Source organism: Aquabacterium sp., assembly GCF_049274795.1.
Taxonomy (GTDB): Bacteria; Pseudomonadota; Gammaproteobacteria; order Burkholderiales; family Burkholderiaceae_C; genus Aquabacterium.
This window is the reverse complement of record NZ_JBASTH010000073.1, coordinates 111,414-131,068: the sequence shown is the minus strand read 5'-3', so window position 1 is coordinate 131,068 and position 19,655 is coordinate 111,414. Positions and strand designations below refer to the sequence as shown.

Here is a 19,655-nt window from a genome sequence, read left to right as displayed (position 1 = left end):
GACACAGGAGCCCGGCCAGGCGCCATCGGGCGCGGCCGCGCTCAGAGCACGACCACGGCGTCGGGCAGCTCGTTGCGGTCTTGATCGCCCGGCCTGAGCGGGTAGCGCTCTCGCATCAGCGCGCCCACCTGGTCGATGGCGTGGGCCAGGCCTTCTTCGAAGCGGCCCTCGCGCAGCGAACCGGCCAGGGCATCGGTGAGCTGGCGCCAGGTGTCGGGCGGTGTCTGGCTGGCCAGGCCGCGGTCGGCCAGGATCTCGATGCGGTGGTCTGCCAGCAGCAGGTAGATCAGCACGCCGTTGTTCTGCTCGGTGTCCCACACGCGCAGGCGGCCGAACAGGTCGACCGCGCGGCTGTGCGCGTCCACGCCGGCCCACAGGGCGCCGGCGGGCAGGCCGCCTTCCACGCACAGGCGCAGTTCACCGCGGTGCCGCGTTTCGCTCTCGCGCACGCGTGCTTCCAGGCGGCCCAGGCCGGCGGGGGTGAGGGTGCTGCGCACGTTGCCGGCGTCCAGCCAGAGGTGGCGGGCCCAGCGCAGCGGGGATGAGGGGCTTGTGCTTGTCGATGTCATGGCGCTGCTCACCATTTGCCGGAGGCGCCACCGCCCCCGAAGCTGCCGCCGCCCCCGGATGAGAAGCCTCCACCGCCGGACGATCCGCCCCAGCCGCCCATGCCACCTCCCATGCCGCCATAGCCAGCGCCCCAGCGCGAGCCTCGACCGCCGCCACCGCGCCCGCCGCTCCCGATGGCTGCGATCAGCACCATGGCCACCACGGCGGCAATGCCTCCGATCAACAGGCTGCTGGTCCACCACCAGCCCAAAGCCCCGGCCCCGAGCCCCGTGGCCACGGTGCCCAGCTTGCGCCCCAGTACGGCCGTGAGCACGGCCCCGATGACGGGCACGCCCCCGAACAGGAAGATGCCCAGGTCACCCCACTGGATGCCCGTGGTCTGAGCGCTGCGCCGGGCCGTGGCATCGGGTGCGGGCAGTTGCTCGCCTTTGATGAGCGTCTGCAACTGGTCCACCGCGACATTGAGGCCGCCGGCATAGTCCCCTGCCTTGAAGGCTGGGCGGATGGCTTGGTCGATGATGCGGTAGGCGGCCAGATCCGGGATGGCGCCTTCCAGCGCACGGGCCACCTCGATGCGCACCTGCCGGTCGTCCTTGGCGACCAGCAGCAGCACGCCATCGCCCACGTCGCGGCGGCCCACCTTCCACTGGCTGGCCACGCGGTGGGCGTAGGCGGCGATGTCTTCGGGCTTGGTTGTGGGCACCAGCAGGATTACGATCTGCGAGCCCTGCGCCTGCTCGATGGCAGCGAGCTTTTGCTCCAGTGCCTGGCGTTGCGCATCGCCGAGCGTGGCGGTCTGGTCGGTCACGCGCGTGTTGAGCGGTGGCACGGGCAAGGGCTGGCCCGGCGCCCAAGCCGTGTCGGCCCACCCGGGGATGGGCAGCAACACCGTGACCAGCGCGAACAAGGCCACCCAGGCCCAAGCCATCACGTGGTGCGCGCTGCGTGTGGAGGCTGCCATCCACACACGGGGCATGCCCTGCATCACTTGCTGAAATCCACCGAGGGCGGCTTGGATATCTCGGCCTCGTTCTGCACTGTGAAGCCGGGCTTTGCACCGTAGCCGAAGACCATGGCCGTGAGGTTGCTGGGGAAGCTGCGGGCCAGCACGTTGTACTCCTGCACCGTCTGGATGTAGGCGTTGCGGGCCACGGTGATGCGGTTCTCCGTGCCTTCGAGCTGGACGCGCAGATCCTGGAAGCCCTGGTTGGCCTTCAGGTTGGGGTAGTTCTCGCTGACCACCAGCAGGCGCGACAGCGCACCAGACAGTTCACCCTGGGCCTGCTGGAACTTGTTGAAGGCCTCGGGGTTGTTGACCAGCTCCGGCGTGGCCTGGATGCTGGTGGCCTTGGCGCGCGCCTCGACCACGCGGGTCAGCGTGTCGCGCTCGAAGTTGGCCTCGCCCTTGACGCTGGCCACGATGTTGGGGATCAGGTCAGCGCGGCGCTGGTACTGGTTCAGCACCTCGGACCACGCGGCCTTGGATTGCTCATCCAGGCGCTGGAAATCGTTGTACCCGCAGCCTGTCAGTGACAGGGCCGAGGCCACGGCAAGCGCGGCAGCCAAGCGGCGCGCAGTGGGGGCGAGGGGCAGTGAACGGGGCATCGCGGTCCTTTCATCGGTCATCAAGGCGGCAAAGCGGCGATGGGGCCGCAGCCGCAACGATAAATCAGGTCGCGACAGAAAACTTCAAGTCACACCGCCCGCTGTGGGCGATGTGGTGTGTGTGCTCATCAGGCCCAGGCCACCCCGGGCAGGTTGTTGCACGACAGGACTTCGTGGCTGCGGGAACGCGGATAACGCTCCCGCACGATGCGCACGGCCCCCATGGGGGTGTCCGCCAGCACCTTCAGCACGCGCTTGGCAGCGCGTTGCGAGGGATCGATCACCACCATCGCCGACACCTCGAAGAGGCGCAGGGCAGGTTCGATCGCCAGATTCATCAATGCACGCATGGCATTTCTCCTACGTCATGGAATGGTGCGTGAGCGCCGTCCCATGCAACGAGAATGCATTTTGTGGGCCAAGCGTGACACGGTGATGACCCTTGTATGGAGCCCCGAATGGGTCGGAAGGTTCCCTGCCCGTGCATATTGGCATGGGGACAATCCCTGGGATGGTGCCCAGGGACCCAGCACGGGGCGTCGGTGTCAGGCCAGGGTGGGGTAGTCCGTGTAACCCTTGGCGCCGCCGCCGTAGAAGGTTTTCGAATCCGCCGCGTTGAGCGTGGCATGGGTGCGCAGGCGCAAGGCCAGGTCCGGGTTGCCGATGAAGGGGCGGCCAAAAGCCACCAGATCGGCCTGGCCGCGCGCCAGGGCTTGCTGGGCCAGGTTCAGGTCGTAGCCGTTGTTGACCATCCAGGGGGCCTTGGTGCGGGTGCGCAGGGCTTCGTAATCGAAGGGGATGTGGCGCGTGCCGCCGGTAGCACCTTCGATCACGTGCACGTACATCAGGCCGAGCTTGCCCAGTTCGTCGGCCACGTGGTTGAAGAGCGGCTGCGGGTTGCTGTCGCTGGCATCGTTGGCTGGCGTGACAGGCGACAGGCGGATGCCGGTGCGGCCCGCGCCCACTTCGGCCACCACGGCCTGCACCACTTCATTGAGGAAGCGCGTGCGGTTCTCGATGGAGCCCCCGTAGGCATCGGTGCGTTGGTTGGTGCTGTTGCGCAGGAACTGGTCGATCAGGTAGCCATTGGCTGCGTGCACTTCCACGCCATCGAAGCCGGCCTTGAGCGCATTGCGGGCGGCCTGACGGTACTGCGCGACGATGCCTGGGATTTCGCCGATGCCGAGCGCGCGGGGGGCGGACACCGGTGCGAAGCCCGTGCTGATGTAGGTCTTGGTGCGGGCGGGGATGGCCGAGGGCGCTACGGGCACTTCGCCCACGGGCTGCAGCGAGTTGTGCGAGATGCGGCCCACGTGCCACAGCTGGATCACGATCTTGCCGCCCTGGGCGTGCACGGCGTCGGTCACCTTCTTCCAGGCGGCGATCTGCTCGTCGCTGTAGATGCCCGGGGTGTCGAGGTAGCCCTGGCCCTGCTGGCTGATCTGGCTGGCCTCGGTGATGATCAGCGAGGCGCCCGTGGCCGGGTTGGCGCGTTGCGCGTAGTAGGTGATGGCCAGTTCGCTGGGCACCTGGCGTGCGGCCGCCCGGTTGCGCGTGAGCGGGGCCATGACGACACGGGTGGGCAGCGACAGATCGCCGAGGCGGATGGGATCGAACAAACCAGGCATGCAGAACTCCTGTCCATTGAAAAAGAAGCGCCCACCGCCAAGGGTGGGACGCTTCTTCAGGATAGCCTGCCGGCAAAAGGCTTGCGCGCGCAGGGCTGCTGCGCCTTGCGCGGGATCAAGCCTTGGTTCAGGCGCGCGAGCGGCGCCGTGCGGCCACACCCGCGATCGACAGACCCGCCAGCAGCAGGGCGACAGAGCCAGGCTCCGGCACGGCGGTGACGCTCACGTTGCCGATCGACAGCAGCGAGGTGCTGACGTAATCGTTGACATCGCCGATGGCCCAGGCCAGCGAGACGCTGCCGGCTTGCGCGAACGTGATCGACTGCGTGCCGAGCGACGAGGCGTTCCAGCCCTGGCCCACATCCAGCAGCGACAGCGAGGCGGTGTCTCCCAGCTTGGTGAGCTGCGTGCCCGAAGCAGTGGTCAGCACCAGCCAAGCGCTGTCGCCCAGGTTGAGGCCGCCGGCGCCTTCACGGGTGAAGAGCTGCCAGTCGAAGCTCAGGGTGTCGCCGGCCTGCACGTTGAAGGTCTGCGAGGCCGAGGAGCCTTCCATCACGAAGTTGCCGTTGTCGGCGTCGTCCAGCGCACCACCGGCGAGGTTCAGCGAAGACTCCAGTGCCAGGCCGGCGGCCACGGTGTCCTGGCCGGACAGGTTGTAGTGGCCGATGGCGGCGGGGAAGTCGTCCTCGTACAGGCTGCTGGCCGTGCCCAGCAGCAGGCGGGGCGTGTTGCCGATGTTCAGTTCGCTGAACAGCGTGCCCTGGCCGACGATGGCGTCACCGGCGGTGGTCCAGCCGCTGAGGCCGGCGCTGAAATCACCGTTGGTGAGCGGTGCCGCCTGGGCGGTGGCGGCCAGGCCCAGAACGAGGGCGCCGATGGTGGTGCGCAGGGGGGAGTGTGTGCGGTTCATGAGGTACATCCTTGTTGTGTCGGTTGGCTCGGGGCTCATCACAGGCCCAGGTCACGGGCGGCCTGCAACTGGGCGGGTGTGACGCCGCGCAGCAGGGCCAGCGGGCGGGCGGCGGCGGGGCCGGCGCTGCCATCGCTGTCGATCTGCACCTGGGTGCCGGTGCTGATGGGCACCAGCTTGACCACGCCGAGCGACAGTGCCTGGTCGGCCTGCACACCGATCGAGGCCAGCAGGGCACTCAGGTCGATCCGGTCGCTGCCCGGGGTGAAGTCGGTGATGGTGTCCAGGCCGTCGCGCAGGCTGGTGTAGACCAGCACGTCGCGGCCGGTACCGGTGGTGATGGTGTCCGCGCCTTCGCCGCCGTTGATCACATCGTCGCCAGCCGTGCCGGTGATGGTGTCGCGGCCGCTGGTGCCACCCACCTGCTTGAGCAGGTTCAGGCCGACCACGACGGGCTCGTGGTCCGACGAGCGGTAGGGCGTGGCGGTGTAGTAGTCAGGGCCGCAGGTCGCGCAGCCCGGCTGCTTGAACTCCACGTTGTAGTCGATCACCGAAGGCTCGTCGGCGTTGATATGCCAGTGGTGCGCACCGGTGACCTGGGCCGTGAGCGAGGTGCTGGCCAGCGCGTGGTCGATGTAGCCGGCCTCGCCATCGAACACGTACGAATAGTCGCCAGGGCCGTTGAAGTGCGCGCTCAGGTCCACGAAGCCGTTGGAGGTCAGGTCATGGGTCGGGTCTTCCTTTGCGTAGGCGTTCAGATCGCCAATCACCAGCACATCGTTGTCGCCCTGGGCGCTCTGCAGGGTGGTGATGAAGCCGCGCAGCGCCTGGGCCTGCTGCAGGCGGCTGCCGTTGTAGCAGCCTTGGCCATCGCCCTGGTCGGCATTGGTGCCGGTGGCGTCACCACAGCCCTTGGACTTGAAGTGGTTGACCAGCACGGTGAACTTCTCGCCATTGGGCGCGGCGAAGGTCTGCGCCAGCGGTGGGCGGTTGTGCACGCTCGATGCATCGCTGAGCGAGCTGCCCACGCGGCCCAGCTTGCCCGGCTTGTAGATCAGCGCGACCTTGATCTCGTCGGTGCCCGTGCCGGTGGCGGGATCAGGCACCACGGCGTAGGTGCCGGCGCCCATCGCGGCGTTCAGGCCGTTGACCAGGTCCACCACGGCGCTCTCCGCGCCCGTGCCGTCGTTCTCGATCTCCATCAGGCCGACCACATCGGCATCGATGGCCTTGAGTGCGGCGATGATCTTGGCGCGCTGGCGGTTGAACTCGGCCAGCGTGCTGGCACCGCGCGAGGTCGGGAAGCCGGCGCCCAGGCCATTGCCGTTGAAGTAGTTCAGCACGTTGAAGCTGGCCACCTTCACGTTGCCGCCCACATCGGCCGGGGCCGCGGTGCGCGGGTTGGTGCGGGTGAACACCACAGGCTCGGTCGGGTGGATGCGGTAGTCGGCCAGGCCCGTGTTGCTGGCGGTGGCCAGGCCGTAGTCGATCACGCCGGTGATCGAGTCGATGGTGTCACCGGCGCGCTGGGTGTTGTCCTCCAGCGAGAAGTAGGGCGTGGGGTCGGGGTTCTGCAGGCTGCTGCCGTCGTCCAGGATGATGCGGCGGCGGGCGTTGTCCTGGTCCAGCTGCTGGGCCTCGACGCTACCCGGGCGGTGCAGGTTGGTGGCCTTGAGCAGGCGGCCTTCGGCCGACAGCGTGATCTGGCCGTAGCGGCCCAGGAAGTAGTTTTGGCTGGCCGTGAGCTCGGTGGCGATGGTGACCAGCATGCCTTCCACATGCTCCAGGTCATCGTCCTGCAGCTCGGGGAAGGTGATCACCGTGGGTGTGATGCTCTGGTTGCTGGCGAGCACGCTCAGGTTGGAGATGGTCTTGAGTTCGGTGACGGTGTGCGCGGCGGTGAGGGCGTTGCCGGCCGCGCCCACGTTGTATTCATCGACCACGCCGGTCAGTTGCACCAGTTGGCCCTTGCTCACAGTGGGGGCGGTGCTGGTGAACACCAGGATGCCTTCGGAGGTGGTGGGATCGCTGTCGGGGTTGGGCTCCTGCATGAAGAAGCCGTTGTTGAGCAGCTTGGTGACGACGCCGCGCGTGGTCACGGTCTGGCCCACCAACGGGCTGGTATTGCCGCTGCCCTGGATGGTGTGGATGGAGACCTCCGAAGGCGACGGCGAGGGAGAAGGCGACGGTGAAGGGCCGGGCGATGGTGCCGGTGCGCCATTGCAAGGGGCGGGGGCCGTGCTCATGGTGCGGGGGGCGGGCGCCACCAGCGTGAAGTCGGCCTTGTTGTTGTTCGTGTCGGTGCAGCCGCCGGCCAGGCGCAGGGCGGCTGTGCTGTTGGTCAGGGCGTCGGTGGGCGTGCCTTCGGTGGGCGTGCTCGCGCCATAGCTCACGATGTCGACCAGCGCCGCGTGGCTAGGGTTGGTGCCGCTGAGCGTCACGTTGGCATTGGTGAGAGCCACCTTGCCGTTCGCACCGGCCATGGCGATGGTGCCTTCGGCATCGGGCGTGGGCAGATCCTGTGTGCCGCCGTTGCCTGCGGCCTGGCGGATCAGCAGGTACTGGCCCGCTTGCAGGTTCAGGTTGCCCAGCGTGGTCTTGTTGTTCCAGCTGCTGCCGGTGGAGGAGGCGTAGTGCACCGTCCAGCCGCTCATGTTGACGGCCGTGGGGCCGGCGTTGAACAGCTCGATGAAATCGTTCTTGAGCGTGGCACCGGAGTTGCCGCCGCCACCATAGACCTGGCTGATCACCACGGCCGCGTTGGCGCCGGCGCAGGCCAGGCCACCCAGGCCGAGCAGCAGCGCCGCGCACAGCGGGCGCAGGCTCACCGGGTGGTGGGATGAATGGGGCTTGGAGCGGGCTGTCTTGTCGTGCATGTCACACCTCGGTGGTCAGTCGGATCAGAGAATCCGCGAAGTGTGGGCTGCGCGTGTTGCACGGTCATGGGCGCACCACGGCGGGGCGTGGTCCATACGGACTGCGTCTGTGTGACGGTGTCTGGATGCTGCGCTGGTCGCGCGCGCTTCAGTTTCCGCTGGATGGAGCGCGGCGGGCGCGTGCACGCGCCAGCGCGGCTTCGACCACGCTGCGCTTGCGGGCCAGTTCGGCCTCATCGCTGATCTTGGTCAGCTCGGCCAAGTGCTCCAGCTTGTGGCGGGCCTTGGCGGCCAGGCGCTCGTCGTTCTCGGCCTGGGCACGTTGCACACGGGCCTGGCGCTGCATGTAGCGTGTGCGCGCGTCATCCGCATCGGCCTGCGACCACGCGGCCCATCCGGTAAGGCGGGGCGATTGTGCTTGTACGGGCTCCAGGCTGATGCAGTCCACCGGGCAGGCCGGGATGCACAGCTCGCACCCCGTGCATTGCGATTCGATCACCGTGTGCATGTGCTTGGGCGAGCCCACGATGCAATCGACCGGACAAGCCTTGATGCACAAGGTGCAGCCGATGCACCAGCTCTCATCGATCACGGCCAGGTAGCGGGGGCCTTCCACGCCGTACTCAGGGTTCAGCGGGATCACGGGCCGGCCGGTGGCCTGTGCCAGGCGCACAATGCCTTCGGCGCCGCCAGGGGCGCACTGGTTGATCTCCGCACTGCCCTCGGCAATGGCCTCGGCGTAGTGCGCGCAGTCGGCATAGCCGCAGCTGGTGCACTGCGTCTGGGGCAGCAGGTCGTTGATCTGGCGGGCGTCCATGGTGGAGCGGGAGTCTAAGGCACGCAGCGGAGGTGCCTGGAGTGAGGGGCGTGAAACCGCGCCGCAGAGCACGCGTTCAAAAGCACAAAGGCCCGCCATCAAGGCGGGCCATACTGGTATGGCAGCAGAGCTTGGCGGAAGAGCTTGCTGCTTAAGCGGCCTTGGCAGCCTTGGGCTTGCTGCCGGCACGCTGGTTGTGCGCCAGGATGAAATCGCGGATCACCGGGTAGGCCATTTCGCGCCAGCGGCGGCCGGAGAAGATGCCGTAGTGGCCCGCGCCGATCACGTCGTAGTGCTTCTGGCGGCCATCGGGGATGCCGGTGCACAGCTCGTGCGCGGCCTTGGTCTGGCCCGCGCCGGAGATGTCGTCCAACTCGCCTTCCACCGTCAGCAGGGCGGTGGTCTTGATGTCCTGCGGGCGGACCAGCTCGGGCTCGCCTTCCGGGTTGCGCACCTCCCAGGTGCCGTTGACCAGCGAGAAATCCTGAAACACGGTCTTGATAGTGTCCAGGTAGTACTCGGCGGGCATGTCCAGCACGGCGTTGTACTCGTCGTAGAACTTGCGGTGCGCTTCGGCGCTGTCGTCATCGCCGCGGATCAGGTCCAGGAAGAAGTCGTAGTGCGAGGCCTGGTGGCGGTCCGGATTCATGGCCACGAAGCCCGTGTGCTGCAGGAAGCCTGGGTACACCGGCCGGGTGGCGCCGGGGTAGTTGGGCGGCACGCGGTAGATCACATTGTTCTCGAACCACTCGAAGCTCTTGTTCATGGCCAGGTTGTTCACGGCCGTGGGCGATTTGCGCGCGTCGATGGGGCCGCCCATCATGGTCATGGTCAAGGGGGTGGCTTCGCCGCGGCTGGCCATCAGCGAGATGGCGGCCAGCACCGGCACCGTGGGCTGGCACACGGAGATCACGTGCACATCGGGGCCCAGCAGGCGGACGAAGTCCTGCACGTAGTTGATGTAGTCGTCCAGATGGAAGGGGCCGTCCTCCATCGACACCATGCGGGCGTCCACCCAGTCGGTGACGTAGACCTTGTGGCCTTGCAGCAGCGTGCGCACGGTGTCGCGCAGCAGGGTGGCGTGGTGGCCCGACAGCGGCGCAACCACCAGCACGGAGGGCTGCTCACGCATCTTGTCGAGCAGCTTGCTCTCGTCGGTGAAGCGCTTGAAGCGCAGCAGGCGGCAGAAGGGCTTGGCCTCGACCACCTGTTCCTGCACCACCACCTCAGTGCCGTCCACGTTCACGGCGGTGATGTCGAAGGCGGGCTTTTCGTACTCTTTGGTCAGGCGGTGGATCAGCTCGAACCCGGCGGCCACGCGCTGGGCTTGCGGTACATGCGCGAACATGGACAGCGGGTTGCTGTAGAGCTTGGACGCGGCGCTGGCGAACTCCGAGAAGGGGCTCAGCCAGGCGCGGTTGGCTTCATAGATTTGATAGAGCATGTGAACGAACCTTTATAGGTATGACCCGTATCGAGCGGCTGCATGTCACAGGCACTTCGCAGGCTTGTTGCGGTGCAGCATAAATCGTTTTCAAGATCTTTGCATTTCAGACGGGCATCCGAGAAGGGCATTAGCACGGTCCCAATGCGTCTTTTCAAATTCAACAGGCGAAAAAAAGCCCGCCTGGCGCCGGTGAAGGCTGGGCGGGCTTGCGTAGGCTGAATTTGTTCAGCCTGGATTCACTTATTGCGACACCTTGGCGATGGCTTCCGACACGGCCTTGATGTTGCCGTCGTTCAGCGCGGCCACGCAGATGCGGCCCGAATCGACACCGTAGATGCCGAACTCGGCACGCAGGCGCTGCATCTGGGCAGCGTTCAGGCCGGAGTAGCTGAACATGCCCTTCTGGCGGGTGATGAAGCCCAGATCCTGGGTGATGCCGGCGGCCTTGAGGTTGTCGACCAGGGCGGTGCGCATCACCTTGATGCGGTCACGCATCTGGGTCAGCTCGTCTTCCCACAGCTGGCGCAGGGCGGGCGTGGTCAGCACCGTGGCCACCACCTGGGCGCCGTGCGTGGGCGGGTTGGAGTAGTTGGTGCGGATCACGCGCTTGAGCTGGCTCAGCACGCGGGCCGATTCATCAGCCGTTTCGCTGACGATGCTCAGGGCGCCTACGCGCTCGCCGTACAGCGAGAAGCTCTTGGAGAAGCTGGTGGACACGAAGAAGCTCAGGCCGGCGTCCAGGAACTTGATGACCACGGCGCCGTCTTCGGCGATGCCGTTGCCGAAGCCCTGGTAGGCCATGTCCAGGAAGGGCACCAGGCCGCGTTCCTTGGTGATGGCAATCACTTCGTTCCACTGGGCTTCGGTCAGGTCGTAGCCGGTGGGGTTGTGGCAGCAGGCGTGCAGCAGCACGATGGTGCCGGCCGGGGCGGCCTTCAGGGCGGACAGCATGCCGTCCACGTTGATGCCCTTGGCGGCGTCGTCGTAGTAGGGGTAGGTGCCCACGGTGAAGCCGGCCGATTCGAACAGGGCGCGGTGGTTTTCCCAGCTGGGATCGGAGATCAGCACCTGGGCATCCGGGTTCAGGCGCTTGAGGAAATCGGCGCCCAGCTTGAGGCCGCCCGTGCCGCCGATGGCCTGGGCCGTGGCGATGCGGCCGCCCTTGACGGCAGCGTGGTTGGCGCCGAACACCAGGCCCTGCACGGCCTTGTCATAGGCGGCGATGCCGTCGATGGGCAGGTAGCCGCGGGCCTTGGGGGCCTCCAGCAGTTGCTTCTCGGCGGCGGCCACGCACTTGAGCAGGGGCAGCTTGCCTTGTTCGTCGGTGTAGACACCCACGCCCAGGTTGACCTTGTTGGGGTTGGTGTCGGCGTTGAACTGTTCGTTCAGACCCAGGATGGGGTCACGGGGGGCCATTTCAACTTGTGCAAACAACGAGGCCATGGTGCGAGCAATCTCCGGTAGGGGTGGCGGTCAGCTAAAAAGAGGTGTCCCGGTGGGGCGGCGTGCGCTTGTGACGCGCGGCAGCCTGAATCGGGCAAACCCTTTATTTTATCGACCAGTCAGGGCTCCGGTCATGCAACGCATGCCGCAACTTAAAAAATACACCCGCCGGGAGGCGGGTGCAATGCAAGAGCCTCCCGCCCTCACGGAGATCCAGGTTGATCAGACCTTGTTCAGCTTGATGCTGGTGGACGTGGCGGTGAGGTAGCCCACGGCGGCAGCGTAGTTGTCGTCGTAGTTGACCTTGATCGCGGCGCTAAGGGCGGCCTGGGCCGACTACCGATGCCTGATTTCCCCGAAGATCAAGCATTTTTGTTTGTGCCGCCGATCTTGGCGCGCCCTGTGCAGCCCATGCCCCCAGTGCCCATGTCCGCGCTCATGGCCCCGCAAAGCCTTCCCCACGATGGCGACCTGCTTTTGCGCGCGGCCGATTGGACGGGCCAGCACGCATTGGTGCTGTTCCTTGTGTCGCTGATCGGGCTGGTGGCCTTGTCGTGGGGCGTGTGGCGCATGGCATCGCGCTGGGCCGCATCGCGGCGCCCCCTGCTGTCCAACCCCTGGCTGGCGTTTGCCCTGCGCTTGGTCGCGGCGTTCGGTGTCATCGTTGGTGGCGCGGCGGTTTTCGCAGAGATCGCGGACAAGCTGGGCACGGGCAGGCGGATGGGGCTGGCGGACCAGGCCTTCACCGATGCCTTGAGCCGAAGCGTGCCGCTGGAGGCCTTGCAGGTCTTCGCGGCGCTCACACGCCTGGGTGACACGGTCACGCTCGTCGGCCTGTGCGTGCTGGTGGCCTTGCTGCTGTGCTGGCGCGGGCGCATCGGGCTTGCGGTGGCCTGGGTGATGACGGTGGCCGGCGGTGGTTTGCTCAACACCACGCTCAAGCACGTGTTCGCCCGCGTGCGGCCCATCCATGACGATGGCCTGGTCCAGGCCGATGGTTTCAGTTTCCCCAGCGGCCACAGTTCGGGCTCCGTGGTGGTCTACGGCATGTTGGCCTATCTGGCGCTGCGTCTGCTGCCGGCACGCTGGCATGGGCCTGTAGCGCTGCTGATGCTGGCACTGGCCTGCACGATCGGCGCCAGCCGCATGTTCTTGCGCGTGCATTTCGCCAGCGATGTACTGGCCGGCCTGGCCTTGGGGCTGGCCTGGCTGGGCGCAAGCGTAATCAGTATCGAGCTGGCGCGCTGGTGGGGCCGGCGACGCAAGCGGCAGGGCGCGCAAGGTGAACGAGCCATGACTGATTAATTACTTTAATTGACTAAACTATTTTACGAGTGTAATTTTCGGGCATTCGCCTACATTCCTTGTCGCTCAGGTTCGCCATGTCGCTCAAATCCCATTTCGTCACCCATGAGGTGAAGAATCAGCCGCAGCCCCTGCTCAGCCTCAACCTTTGGCTGAGCGACCAGCCCTTGCGTGATGCAGTGGCCTTCAATGGCGGGGATTGGGCGCAGGATCAGCTGTCTCGCCACGGCGCCTTGGCCGGTGGTGAACTGGTGGAGCACGGCGAACTGGCCAACCGCTATCTGCCGCAGTTCCGCGGTTTCGACCGCCACGGGCGCCGTGTCGACGAGGTGGATTTCCACCCCTCGTACCATGAGCTGATGCGCCAGGCCATGCAGGCCGAGGTGCACAGCTTCTCGTGGCGCTATGAGGAGCGCCCTGGCGCGCACGTGGTGCGGGCCGCGCTGATGTACCTCAACAGCCAGCCGGATGCCGGCACGGGCTGCCCGCTGACGATGACGCACGCGGCGATTCCCTCGCTGCGCCATTCGCCCGAGCTGGCCCGCGAATGGATCCCGTTGCTGACGGCCACAGCTTACGACCCGCGCACGCTGCCGGCAGCCCAGAAGACGGCCTGCACCATGGGCATGGGCATGACGGAAAAGCAGGGCGGCTCCGATGTGCGCAGCAACGAGTCGCGCGCACTGCGCCAGGCTGATGGCAGCTACGAGATCGTCGGCCACAAATTCTTCTTCTCCGCGCCCATGTGCGATGCGCATCTGGTGCTGGCGCAGGCCGAGGCGGGCTTGAGCTGCTTCCTGATGCCGCGTGTGCTGCCGGACGGCTCCCTCAACGCCGTGCGCATCCAGCGCCTGAAGGATAAGCTGGGCGACTGGAGCAATGCCTCGTCCGAGGTGGAGTTCCAGGGCGCCACGGCCTACCTGGTGGGGGCGGAAGGGCGGGGGGTGCCGACGATCATCGAGATGGTCAAACTGACACGGCTTGATTGCATGGTGGGCTCCAGCTCGCAGATGCGCCAGGCGCTGGTGCAGGCCATGCACCACACCAGCCAGCGCAAGGCCTTCGGGCGCTTGCTGCTGGACCAGCCGCTGATGCGCAACGTGCTGGCCGATCTGGCACTGGAAAGCGAGGCTTCGGTGGCGCTGACCATGCGCGTGGCGCGGGCGGTCGATGCCGCACCGCGTGATGCCCGTGAAGCAGCCTTTGCCCGCATCGCCACCGCCATCGGCAAATACTGGATCTGCAAGCGTGCCCCAGCCTTCATCAACGAAGCGCAGGAATGCCTGGGCGGCATCGGCTACGTGGAAGAGAACATCCTGCCGCGCCTGTACCGTCAGGCCCCGCTCAACTCCATCTGGGAGGGCAGCGGCAATGTGCAGTGCCTGGATGTGCTGCGGGCGCTGCAGAAGGATCCGGAGGTGCGCGACGCGCTGTTCGCCGAACTCGCGGCCTGCCGTGGTCAGAGCCCCTGGCTGGACAGGCAGGCCCAATGGCTGCTGTCGTCCTTTGATGATCTGGGCACGCTCGAACTCCGCAGCCGTCTGGTGGTCGAGCGCGCGGCGCTGGCGCTGCAGGCGTGCGCGCTGTTCAGCGCGGGGCAGAGCAGGGTGGCCGAGGCGTTCTGCCTGGCCCGTCTGGGCGACGAGCCCGGGCTGGCCTACGGCACGCTGCCCGCCGGTACTCCGCTGGATACCCTGATTGAGCGCGCGAGGCCGCAGGGGTGATGCGCCATCGGGCCCTGGGGGCTTGACCCGGGGCTTTCCGTCTGCGCCGGTCTTCTGGGATAATGAGAATGATTCCCAGTGCCATGCAGGGCGTGCGGTCGCACGCTGAACACGCAGGCACTGCCTCCTTCCCGTTTCCCTGAACTGACCTCCCCATGAGTTCCACGGCTGCAGCCTACCGCTGGCATCTGTTTTCGCGCATCTGCGCTGCCATCCTGGGCAGCTATGCCTTCACCTGGGGCTTCATGGCCCTGGGCATCACGCTGCTGTTCGCGGCCGGCATGGAGTTCCATGACGCGGAGCACCTGAGCGCCATCATCGGTTTCCTGGTGTTCCTGGCACTGTTCCTGTGGGCCTTCTCGGCACGCAGCCTGTGGCGCATCTGGGTGGTGCTGGCCGGTGGCGGCCTGCTCATGGCCGGTGGCGCATCGCTCGTCCAGCGGGCCTTGTTGTAAGCCATCAGGATCAGGAGATACCCATGTTTGCCAATTTCCGCCTGAGCATGGCCTGGCTGCACACCTGGTTCGGCCTGGTGCTGGGCTTCGTGCTGATGGTTGCCTTCTTCTTCGGCGCGCTGTCGGTGTTCGACCGCGAGATCGACCGTTGGGCCAACCCGGCCACGCGCTTCGAGCCGCAACCCATGCCCTCGTTCGACAAGATGCTCAAGCCGGTCTTCGAAGGCATGCAGCCGTCGGCCGACAGCATCAAGGCGATGCGCGATCAGGTCAACGGCCCCATGCCGGAGCGCTTCGACACGCCCAGCACCTGGGGCGCCTACACCACGCACCGGGATCCTGTGCTGGGCCTGTTCGCAGGCTACGAGGTGCCCAATGCCAAGCTGCCCGAGACGAACATCTGGGCCAACCGCACCATCGACCCGCGCAGCGGCGCATCGCTGCCCGATGACCAGCTGAAGATCGGCAACCAGTTCTTCTACCCGCTGCACTACAGCCTGACCTTGCACTGGAAGGACCTGGGCTACTGGATCGTGGGTTTTGCCGCGCTGATCATGCTGGCGGCGCTGGTCAGCGGCGTGGCCATGCACCGCAAGATCTTCCGCGAACTCTTCACCTTCCGCCCCAAGAAGGCCACGCAGCGCAGTGTGCTCGACCTGCACAACCTCACGGGTGTGCTGGCATTGCCCTTCCACTTCTTCTTTGCCTTCACGGGCTTGGTGATCTTCGCGGGCATCTATTTCCCGATCACCCACACCCAGCTGGAGCCGCTGCACGAACTGCATGAAAAGGTCGAGGCCCAGGAGACCGGCCTGCCACATGATCGCGCTGGTGTGGCCGCGCCCATCGCCTCGGTCGATGCGATGGTGGCCGAAGCCCAGCGCCGCTGGGCGGCCAAGGGCATGGCCGGTGAAGTGGGCTTCCTGGCGCTGCGGCACGTGAACGATGCCAACGGCTACGTCAGCATCTACCGTGCTGGCACCGATCGCATCGCCCTGGTGGGTGAGGGCATCCACTTCAAGGCCAGCACCGGAGAGCTGCTCCGTGAGGATCCGCCGCGCACCACGGTCGACAGCATCAACACCTTCCTCACGGGCCTGCACCTGCAGCACTTTCGTCACTGGCTGCTGCGCTGGTTGTACGTATTCGGCGGGCTGATGGGCTGCGTGTGCATTGCCACCGGTTTCATCTTTTTCGTCGAAAAGCGCAAGAAGCAGCACGCCAGGCAAGGCAGCCAGGGCAGCCGCGTGGTGGATGCGATGGCCGTGACCACCGTCACTGGCATGCTGATCGCCACCTTGGGCATCCTGATCGCTAACCGCCTGCTGCCGGAAACGTTGCCTTCAGGCTGGCCGGGCAAAGGGGATCTGGAGCGCTATGTGTTCTGGGCCTGCTGGGCCCTGGCGATGGTGCACGCCTTCGTGCGCAGTGCGCCGGTGGCCAAGGGACTGCTCAACCCGGCCTGGCGTGAGCAGTGCCTGGCAGTGGCGGGCATGGCGGTGCTGGCCGTGGTGCTGAACTGGCTGACCACGGGCGATCACCTGTTCAAGACGCTGGGTGCAGGTTACTGGCCTGTGGCCGGGGTGGACCTGTTCATGCTGGTCAGTGGGCTGCTGGCCCTGCTGGCTGCGCGCCGCTTAAATCGCGGGCAGAGCCGCACGGTGCCTGTCACCACGGTGGAGGCTGCCCATGTCTGAGGGATCGATGGCTGGTGTGTTGCTGCTGGCGGCCTTTGTGGTCACGGTGGCCGGCATGGGATGGCTGGCGCTGCTGCTGGAAGCGCATTGGGAGCAGGTGCGAGGAGCCACTGCCCCTGCACCGTCCGAGGCGGTGCGCTGGCGCCTGCGCCTGCTGGGCAGTGTGGCCTTGCTGGCTTCGCTGGGCCTGTGCCTGAAGGTGGACCACGCCTCGATGGCCGTACTGGTGTGGGTGATGCTGGTGGCTGCGGCCGCCTTGCTGATCACCTTGACGCTCACGTGGCGGGCGCACTGGTTGCGCTGGCTGCCCGCCTGACCCACTGACGTCTACAGGGGCGGGTGGATCAAGCGCCGGGAGACGTGCTGCCGTGAGGCAACAGGGCCTTGGCTGCTTCGATGCGCAAGGCCAGATCGACGCTCGGATCGTTCATCACCCGCAGCAGGAACTCGCGGGGATCCTGGGTGTCCTTGTGGCCTGCTGGTGAGCTTGATGATGGCTCTGCCGCGCTCGGGGCTGGTCCTTCTGGCGGCTGGCTGGCCGGCATCGGGCGCTGCGCCGGCAGCGGCGGAATCATGTCGGCATCACCGCTGCGCAGGGCATTGAGCAAGTCGGCCTGACCGTCGGGGTTGGGCGGGATGTCCAGCCACGGCGTGTTCGCGAACACTGGGGCCAGGTCTCGCGCGACGAAGGCGGCCCACTGGCCCTCCCTGGCCGCGAAAGGCGGGATCGCTCCGAGTTGCCTCAAGGGCTTGAGGCCTTGCCCTCCGTGCCCCGTGAGCGCGGGCATGATGCCGATCCGCTCGGGCGGGATCTCTGCCCAGTAACGCGTGTGCAGCACTTCGAGGAAGGCCACGGCCTGGGGCGTGGTGATCGGAGTTGTCAGGGAGAACCACAGTTGGTAGCCGTCCAGCCCGTTGATGGCAATGCCGGGGGCGGGCAGGCCCATGTCCTCCTGCACCGCTTGCCACAGCCGGGCCACAGCGGGCCAGTCGGCTGGGCGTGACAACTCCAGCACCATCGTGCGTACGCTGGGCGGGGTGGGGCCGTGAGGGGCGGCTGGCTCGTAGAGACGTTGCCACTGGGCTTGGAGTCGGCTCATGGGCGGCGGGCATCAAGCCCGGATCAAGGCAAAGCCTGAGCATAACGGGCCGAGATGGTGGCCCGACATAGCAGCCTGCGGCCGGGCGCGTACTCAGCAGTGCGTGGCAGCGCTTTCAGGCAAGGTGTCCTGACCTTGGCGGACATCGCCTGGCGAGCTGCCGGTACGCGCAGCTTCCTGGTTCAGGGCTTCGGCCGCCCGTTGCGCGGCCAGCCACTCCTGCAGAGCCTGCAGGATGATGGCATTGCGGTTGGCGCCCAGCTTCAATGCGGCCGCGCTCAGATCGCGGCTGGTGTCGTCATCGATGTAGACGGTGTACTGCATTGCTTGGGCTTCCTTCCGATGGCTCCCATCGTAGGAGGCCCGCAGCGTCAGACATTAAGAGGTTCTGAAGCGTTGTTAAAAAAGTGAGAAATCGATTTCACCCCGTGGGAATCGGGCGAAAAATGCAAGCAGCGCTCACCCCAGGCGCAGGATGCGCGCCACCGAAGGCACGCCCGCGCTGTCGAACACGAACAGCATGTAGTAGCCCGGTGGGGCGGTTTCGGGCGTGGCGGGGGCGGTTACGGTTAGGGTCTTGCCGCTGGTGCTGAAGCTCAAAGGCAGGAAGCGCTGGTCGAAATCCACCGTGTGGGTGGCCGAGCCGGTCTTGACCAGCGTGACGCGGCTGACGTTGGCGGCACTCACCTCGACTTTGAAGTTCTGCTTCCAGGTCATGGCGGTGGGCGCATCCGTGATGGACGGGCGTGGGGCCAGCGTGCCGCTCCCGTCCTTCTTGTAGAGGTAGGGCGGGGTGTAGATCTCGGCGTTGAGGTTGGTGACCGGGCCGGGCGCGCCGCCGCCGGCCGTGAGTACGGTGGCATCGGGCAGCAGCAGCGACACCGAGTGGTATAGGCGCATGCGCTTGGCGGTGGCGGTGGGCGTCCACTTGCCGGTGGCCGGATCCCAGATCTTGCCGGCGTAGGCCACGCCGAAGGCCACGTTCGACCAGATCGAGCCGCCGTTGACGTAGACCTTGCCATCGGGCAACACGGTGGCCGAGGCATGGAAACGGTCCTGGCCGACGCCGGCGGTGGCCTTGGCGGTGGGCTGGCTGCCGTTGAGGTCGATCACCTGGGCGCTGTTGTACTTGCGCAGGGTCAGGATCTTGCCGGGCGCGAACATCACGCTGGGCAGGTAGTAATCGCCCGCAGGCAGGTTGAGCGGGGCCTTGGTGATTGACCCATTGCCCGTGGGATCCATGTAGTAGGTGCCGCCCCAGATGGTGGTCACGAAGACACGGCTGTTGGGCGCCTGCCAGGCCAGCGGGTAGCTCCAGTTGCGGCTGCCGTAGGCATCGTCGCTGGTGGCGCCTTCCAGGCTGCGCCAGCCCTGGCCTTCGGTGTAGAGCTCGGGCGTGGGCACCGACAGCTCGTTGATGGAGGCGCGGCCGCCCAGTACCAGGATCTGACCGCTGGACAGGGTGAGCACGGTGGGGTACCAGCGCAGGTCACGCATGGGCTGCGGTGCCTGGTACAGGGCCGAGCTGCGGTAGTCGAACAGGTTGACGTCGTTGACGGAGTAGTTGCGCACGCCGTTGACCGTTTTGTCGCCGCCGGTGAGCAGCACCGCGCCACTGGACGGCACGATGACCTGGGCGCTGCAGAAGGTGTCGGTGCCGGTGGTGTTGGGCAGCACCAGGTGAGCGTTGCTGCCCGTGCCGAGTTTGGGATCCCAGACGTCGTAGATGAACTGGCCGGTCTGGTTGCCCTTGGCATCGGTGCCGTAGCTGAGCAGGCGGCCATCGGGCAGCAGCACCACATGGATGGGGATGAGCGGCCAGTTCACCACCGGCCCCATCGAACCTTTGGTGTAGGCATCCCAGGGCGCGGCTTGCGCGCTGGAGAGCGTGGACAGCGCCATGGCTGACGCCAGGCCCAGGCCGATGACGGCCGAGCGTGTGTTGGTATGCAGGCTCACTGAATCCCCCTGTATGTGTTTGTTTCTTGTGTATCCGTGCGCGAGCAGCCTAGAGGGGGGATACTTTGGGGTCAACCCTTGATCGCGGGGGCTTCACGAGATGCACCCGCGCCGCGTTT

At 66.5% G+C, this 19,655-nt stretch carries 18 protein-coding genes; 5 read left to right on the top strand and 13 right to left on the bottom strand.

Annotation, left to right across the window (positions count from 1 at the left end):
* Positions 1 to 41: 41 nt before the first annotated feature.
* The 10 genes from WAQ08_RS11590 to WAQ08_RS11545 form a co-directional block, all read right to left on the bottom strand.
* The gene (locus WAQ08_RS11590; protein ID WP_422191731.1) at positions 42 to 569 is read right to left on the bottom strand and encodes a TPM domain-containing protein; all 528 of its coding nucleotides are present in this window, start codon (positions 567 to 569) and stop codon (positions 42 to 44) included.
* 8 nt (positions 570 to 577) lie between these two features.
* Positions 578 to 1,498, bottom strand: coding sequence for a TPM domain-containing protein (locus WAQ08_RS11585; protein ID WP_422191776.1), 921 nt, complete (start codon positions 1,496 to 1,498; stop codon positions 578 to 580).
* Positions 1,499 to 1,554: 56 nt separating this feature from the next.
* On the bottom strand, positions 1,555 to 2,175 hold the full coding sequence (locus tag WAQ08_RS11580) for a LemA family protein (RefSeq protein WP_422191730.1): 621 nt from the start codon (positions 2,173 to 2,175) through the stop codon (positions 1,555 to 1,557).
* A gap of 128 nt (positions 2,176 to 2,303) precedes the next feature.
* Positions 2,304 to 2,525 (bottom strand): hypothetical protein, encoded by a 222-nt coding sequence (locus WAQ08_RS11575; protein ID WP_422191729.1) that lies wholly within the window; start codon positions 2,523 to 2,525, stop codon positions 2,304 to 2,306.
* A gap of 195 nt (positions 2,526 to 2,720) precedes the next feature.
* The gene (locus WAQ08_RS11570) at positions 2,721 to 3,803 is read right to left on the bottom strand and encodes an alkene reductase (protein ID WP_422191728.1); all 1,083 of its coding nucleotides are present in this window, start codon (positions 3,801 to 3,803) and stop codon (positions 2,721 to 2,723) included.
* A gap of 127 nt (positions 3,804 to 3,930) precedes the next feature.
* On the bottom strand, positions 3,931 to 4,713 hold the full coding sequence (locus WAQ08_RS11565; protein ID WP_422191727.1) for a PEP-CTERM sorting domain-containing protein: 783 nt from the start codon (positions 4,711 to 4,713) through the stop codon (positions 3,931 to 3,933).
* A gap of 38 nt (positions 4,714 to 4,751) precedes the next feature.
* Positions 4,752 to 7,589 (bottom strand): ExeM/NucH family extracellular endonuclease, encoded by a 2,838-nt coding sequence (locus tag WAQ08_RS11560; RefSeq protein WP_422191726.1) that lies wholly within the window; start codon positions 7,587 to 7,589, stop codon positions 4,752 to 4,754.
* A gap of 148 nt (positions 7,590 to 7,737) precedes the next feature.
* A complete protein-coding gene (gene rsxB, locus WAQ08_RS11555; RefSeq protein ID WP_422191725.1) occupies positions 7,738 to 8,406 on the bottom strand; it encodes an electron transport complex subunit RsxB in 669 nt (222 codons plus the stop codon).
* Positions 8,407 to 8,557: 151 nt separating this feature from the next.
* Positions 8,558 to 9,850, bottom strand: coding sequence for a polyhydroxyalkanoate depolymerase (locus WAQ08_RS11550; protein WP_422191724.1), 1,293 nt, complete (start codon positions 9,848 to 9,850; stop codon positions 8,558 to 8,560).
* Between the two features lie 243 nt (positions 9,851 to 10,093).
* A complete protein-coding gene (locus WAQ08_RS11545; RefSeq protein ID WP_422191723.1) occupies positions 10,094 to 11,296 on the bottom strand; it encodes an amino acid aminotransferase in 1,203 nt (400 codons plus the stop codon).
* A gap of 411 nt (positions 11,297 to 11,707) precedes the next feature.
* Between WAQ08_RS11545 and WAQ08_RS11540 the strand changes: the two genes are divergently transcribed.
* The 5 genes from WAQ08_RS11540 to WAQ08_RS11520 all read left to right on the top strand — a co-directional run bounded on the left by WAQ08_RS11540 (position 11,708) and on the right by WAQ08_RS11520 (position 16,793).
* Positions 11,708 to 12,601 carry a phosphatase PAP2 family protein gene (locus tag WAQ08_RS11540; RefSeq protein ID WP_422191722.1) on the top strand — a complete coding sequence of 298 codons (894 nt, stop codon included), beginning with the start codon at positions 11,708 to 11,710 and terminating at the stop codon, positions 12,599 to 12,601.
* Between the two features lie 77 nt (positions 12,602 to 12,678).
* A complete protein-coding gene (locus WAQ08_RS11535; RefSeq protein ID WP_422191721.1) occupies positions 12,679 to 14,325 on the top strand; it encodes an isovaleryl-CoA dehydrogenase in 1,647 nt (548 codons plus the stop codon).
* Positions 14,326 to 14,480: 155 nt separating this feature from the next.
* A complete protein-coding gene (locus tag WAQ08_RS11530; protein WP_422191720.1) occupies positions 14,481 to 14,780 on the top strand; it encodes an iron uptake protein in 300 nt (99 codons plus the stop codon).
* A gap of 23 nt (positions 14,781 to 14,803) precedes the next feature.
* Positions 14,804 to 16,477 (top strand): PepSY-associated TM helix domain-containing protein, encoded by a 1,674-nt coding sequence (locus WAQ08_RS11525; RefSeq protein ID WP_422191719.1) that lies wholly within the window; start codon positions 14,804 to 14,806, stop codon positions 16,475 to 16,477.
* Entirely contained in the window at positions 16,470 to 16,793 is a 324-nt protein-coding gene (locus WAQ08_RS11520) for a DUF3325 domain-containing protein (RefSeq protein ID WP_422191718.1), read from the top strand. The genes WAQ08_RS11525 and WAQ08_RS11520 overlap by 8 nt, the downstream gene beginning before the upstream one ends.
* A gap of 28 nt (positions 16,794 to 16,821) precedes the next feature.
* Here the strand turns inward: WAQ08_RS11520 and WAQ08_RS11515 are convergent, their stop codons facing one another.
* From WAQ08_RS11515 to WAQ08_RS11505, 3 genes are all read right to left on the bottom strand, one after another.
* A complete protein-coding gene (locus WAQ08_RS11515) occupies positions 16,822 to 17,577 on the bottom strand; it encodes a hypothetical protein (protein ID WP_422191717.1) in 756 nt (251 codons plus the stop codon).
* A gap of 93 nt (positions 17,578 to 17,670) precedes the next feature.
* Positions 17,671 to 17,901, bottom strand: coding sequence for a hypothetical protein (locus WAQ08_RS11510; protein WP_422191716.1), 231 nt, complete (start codon positions 17,899 to 17,901; stop codon positions 17,671 to 17,673).
* 135 nt (positions 17,902 to 18,036) lie between these two features.
* Positions 18,037 to 19,536, bottom strand: coding sequence for a galactose oxidase-like domain-containing protein (locus WAQ08_RS11505; RefSeq protein WP_422191715.1), 1,500 nt, complete (start codon positions 19,534 to 19,536; stop codon positions 18,037 to 18,039).
* Between the last annotated feature and the right edge of the window lie 119 nt (positions 19,537 to 19,655).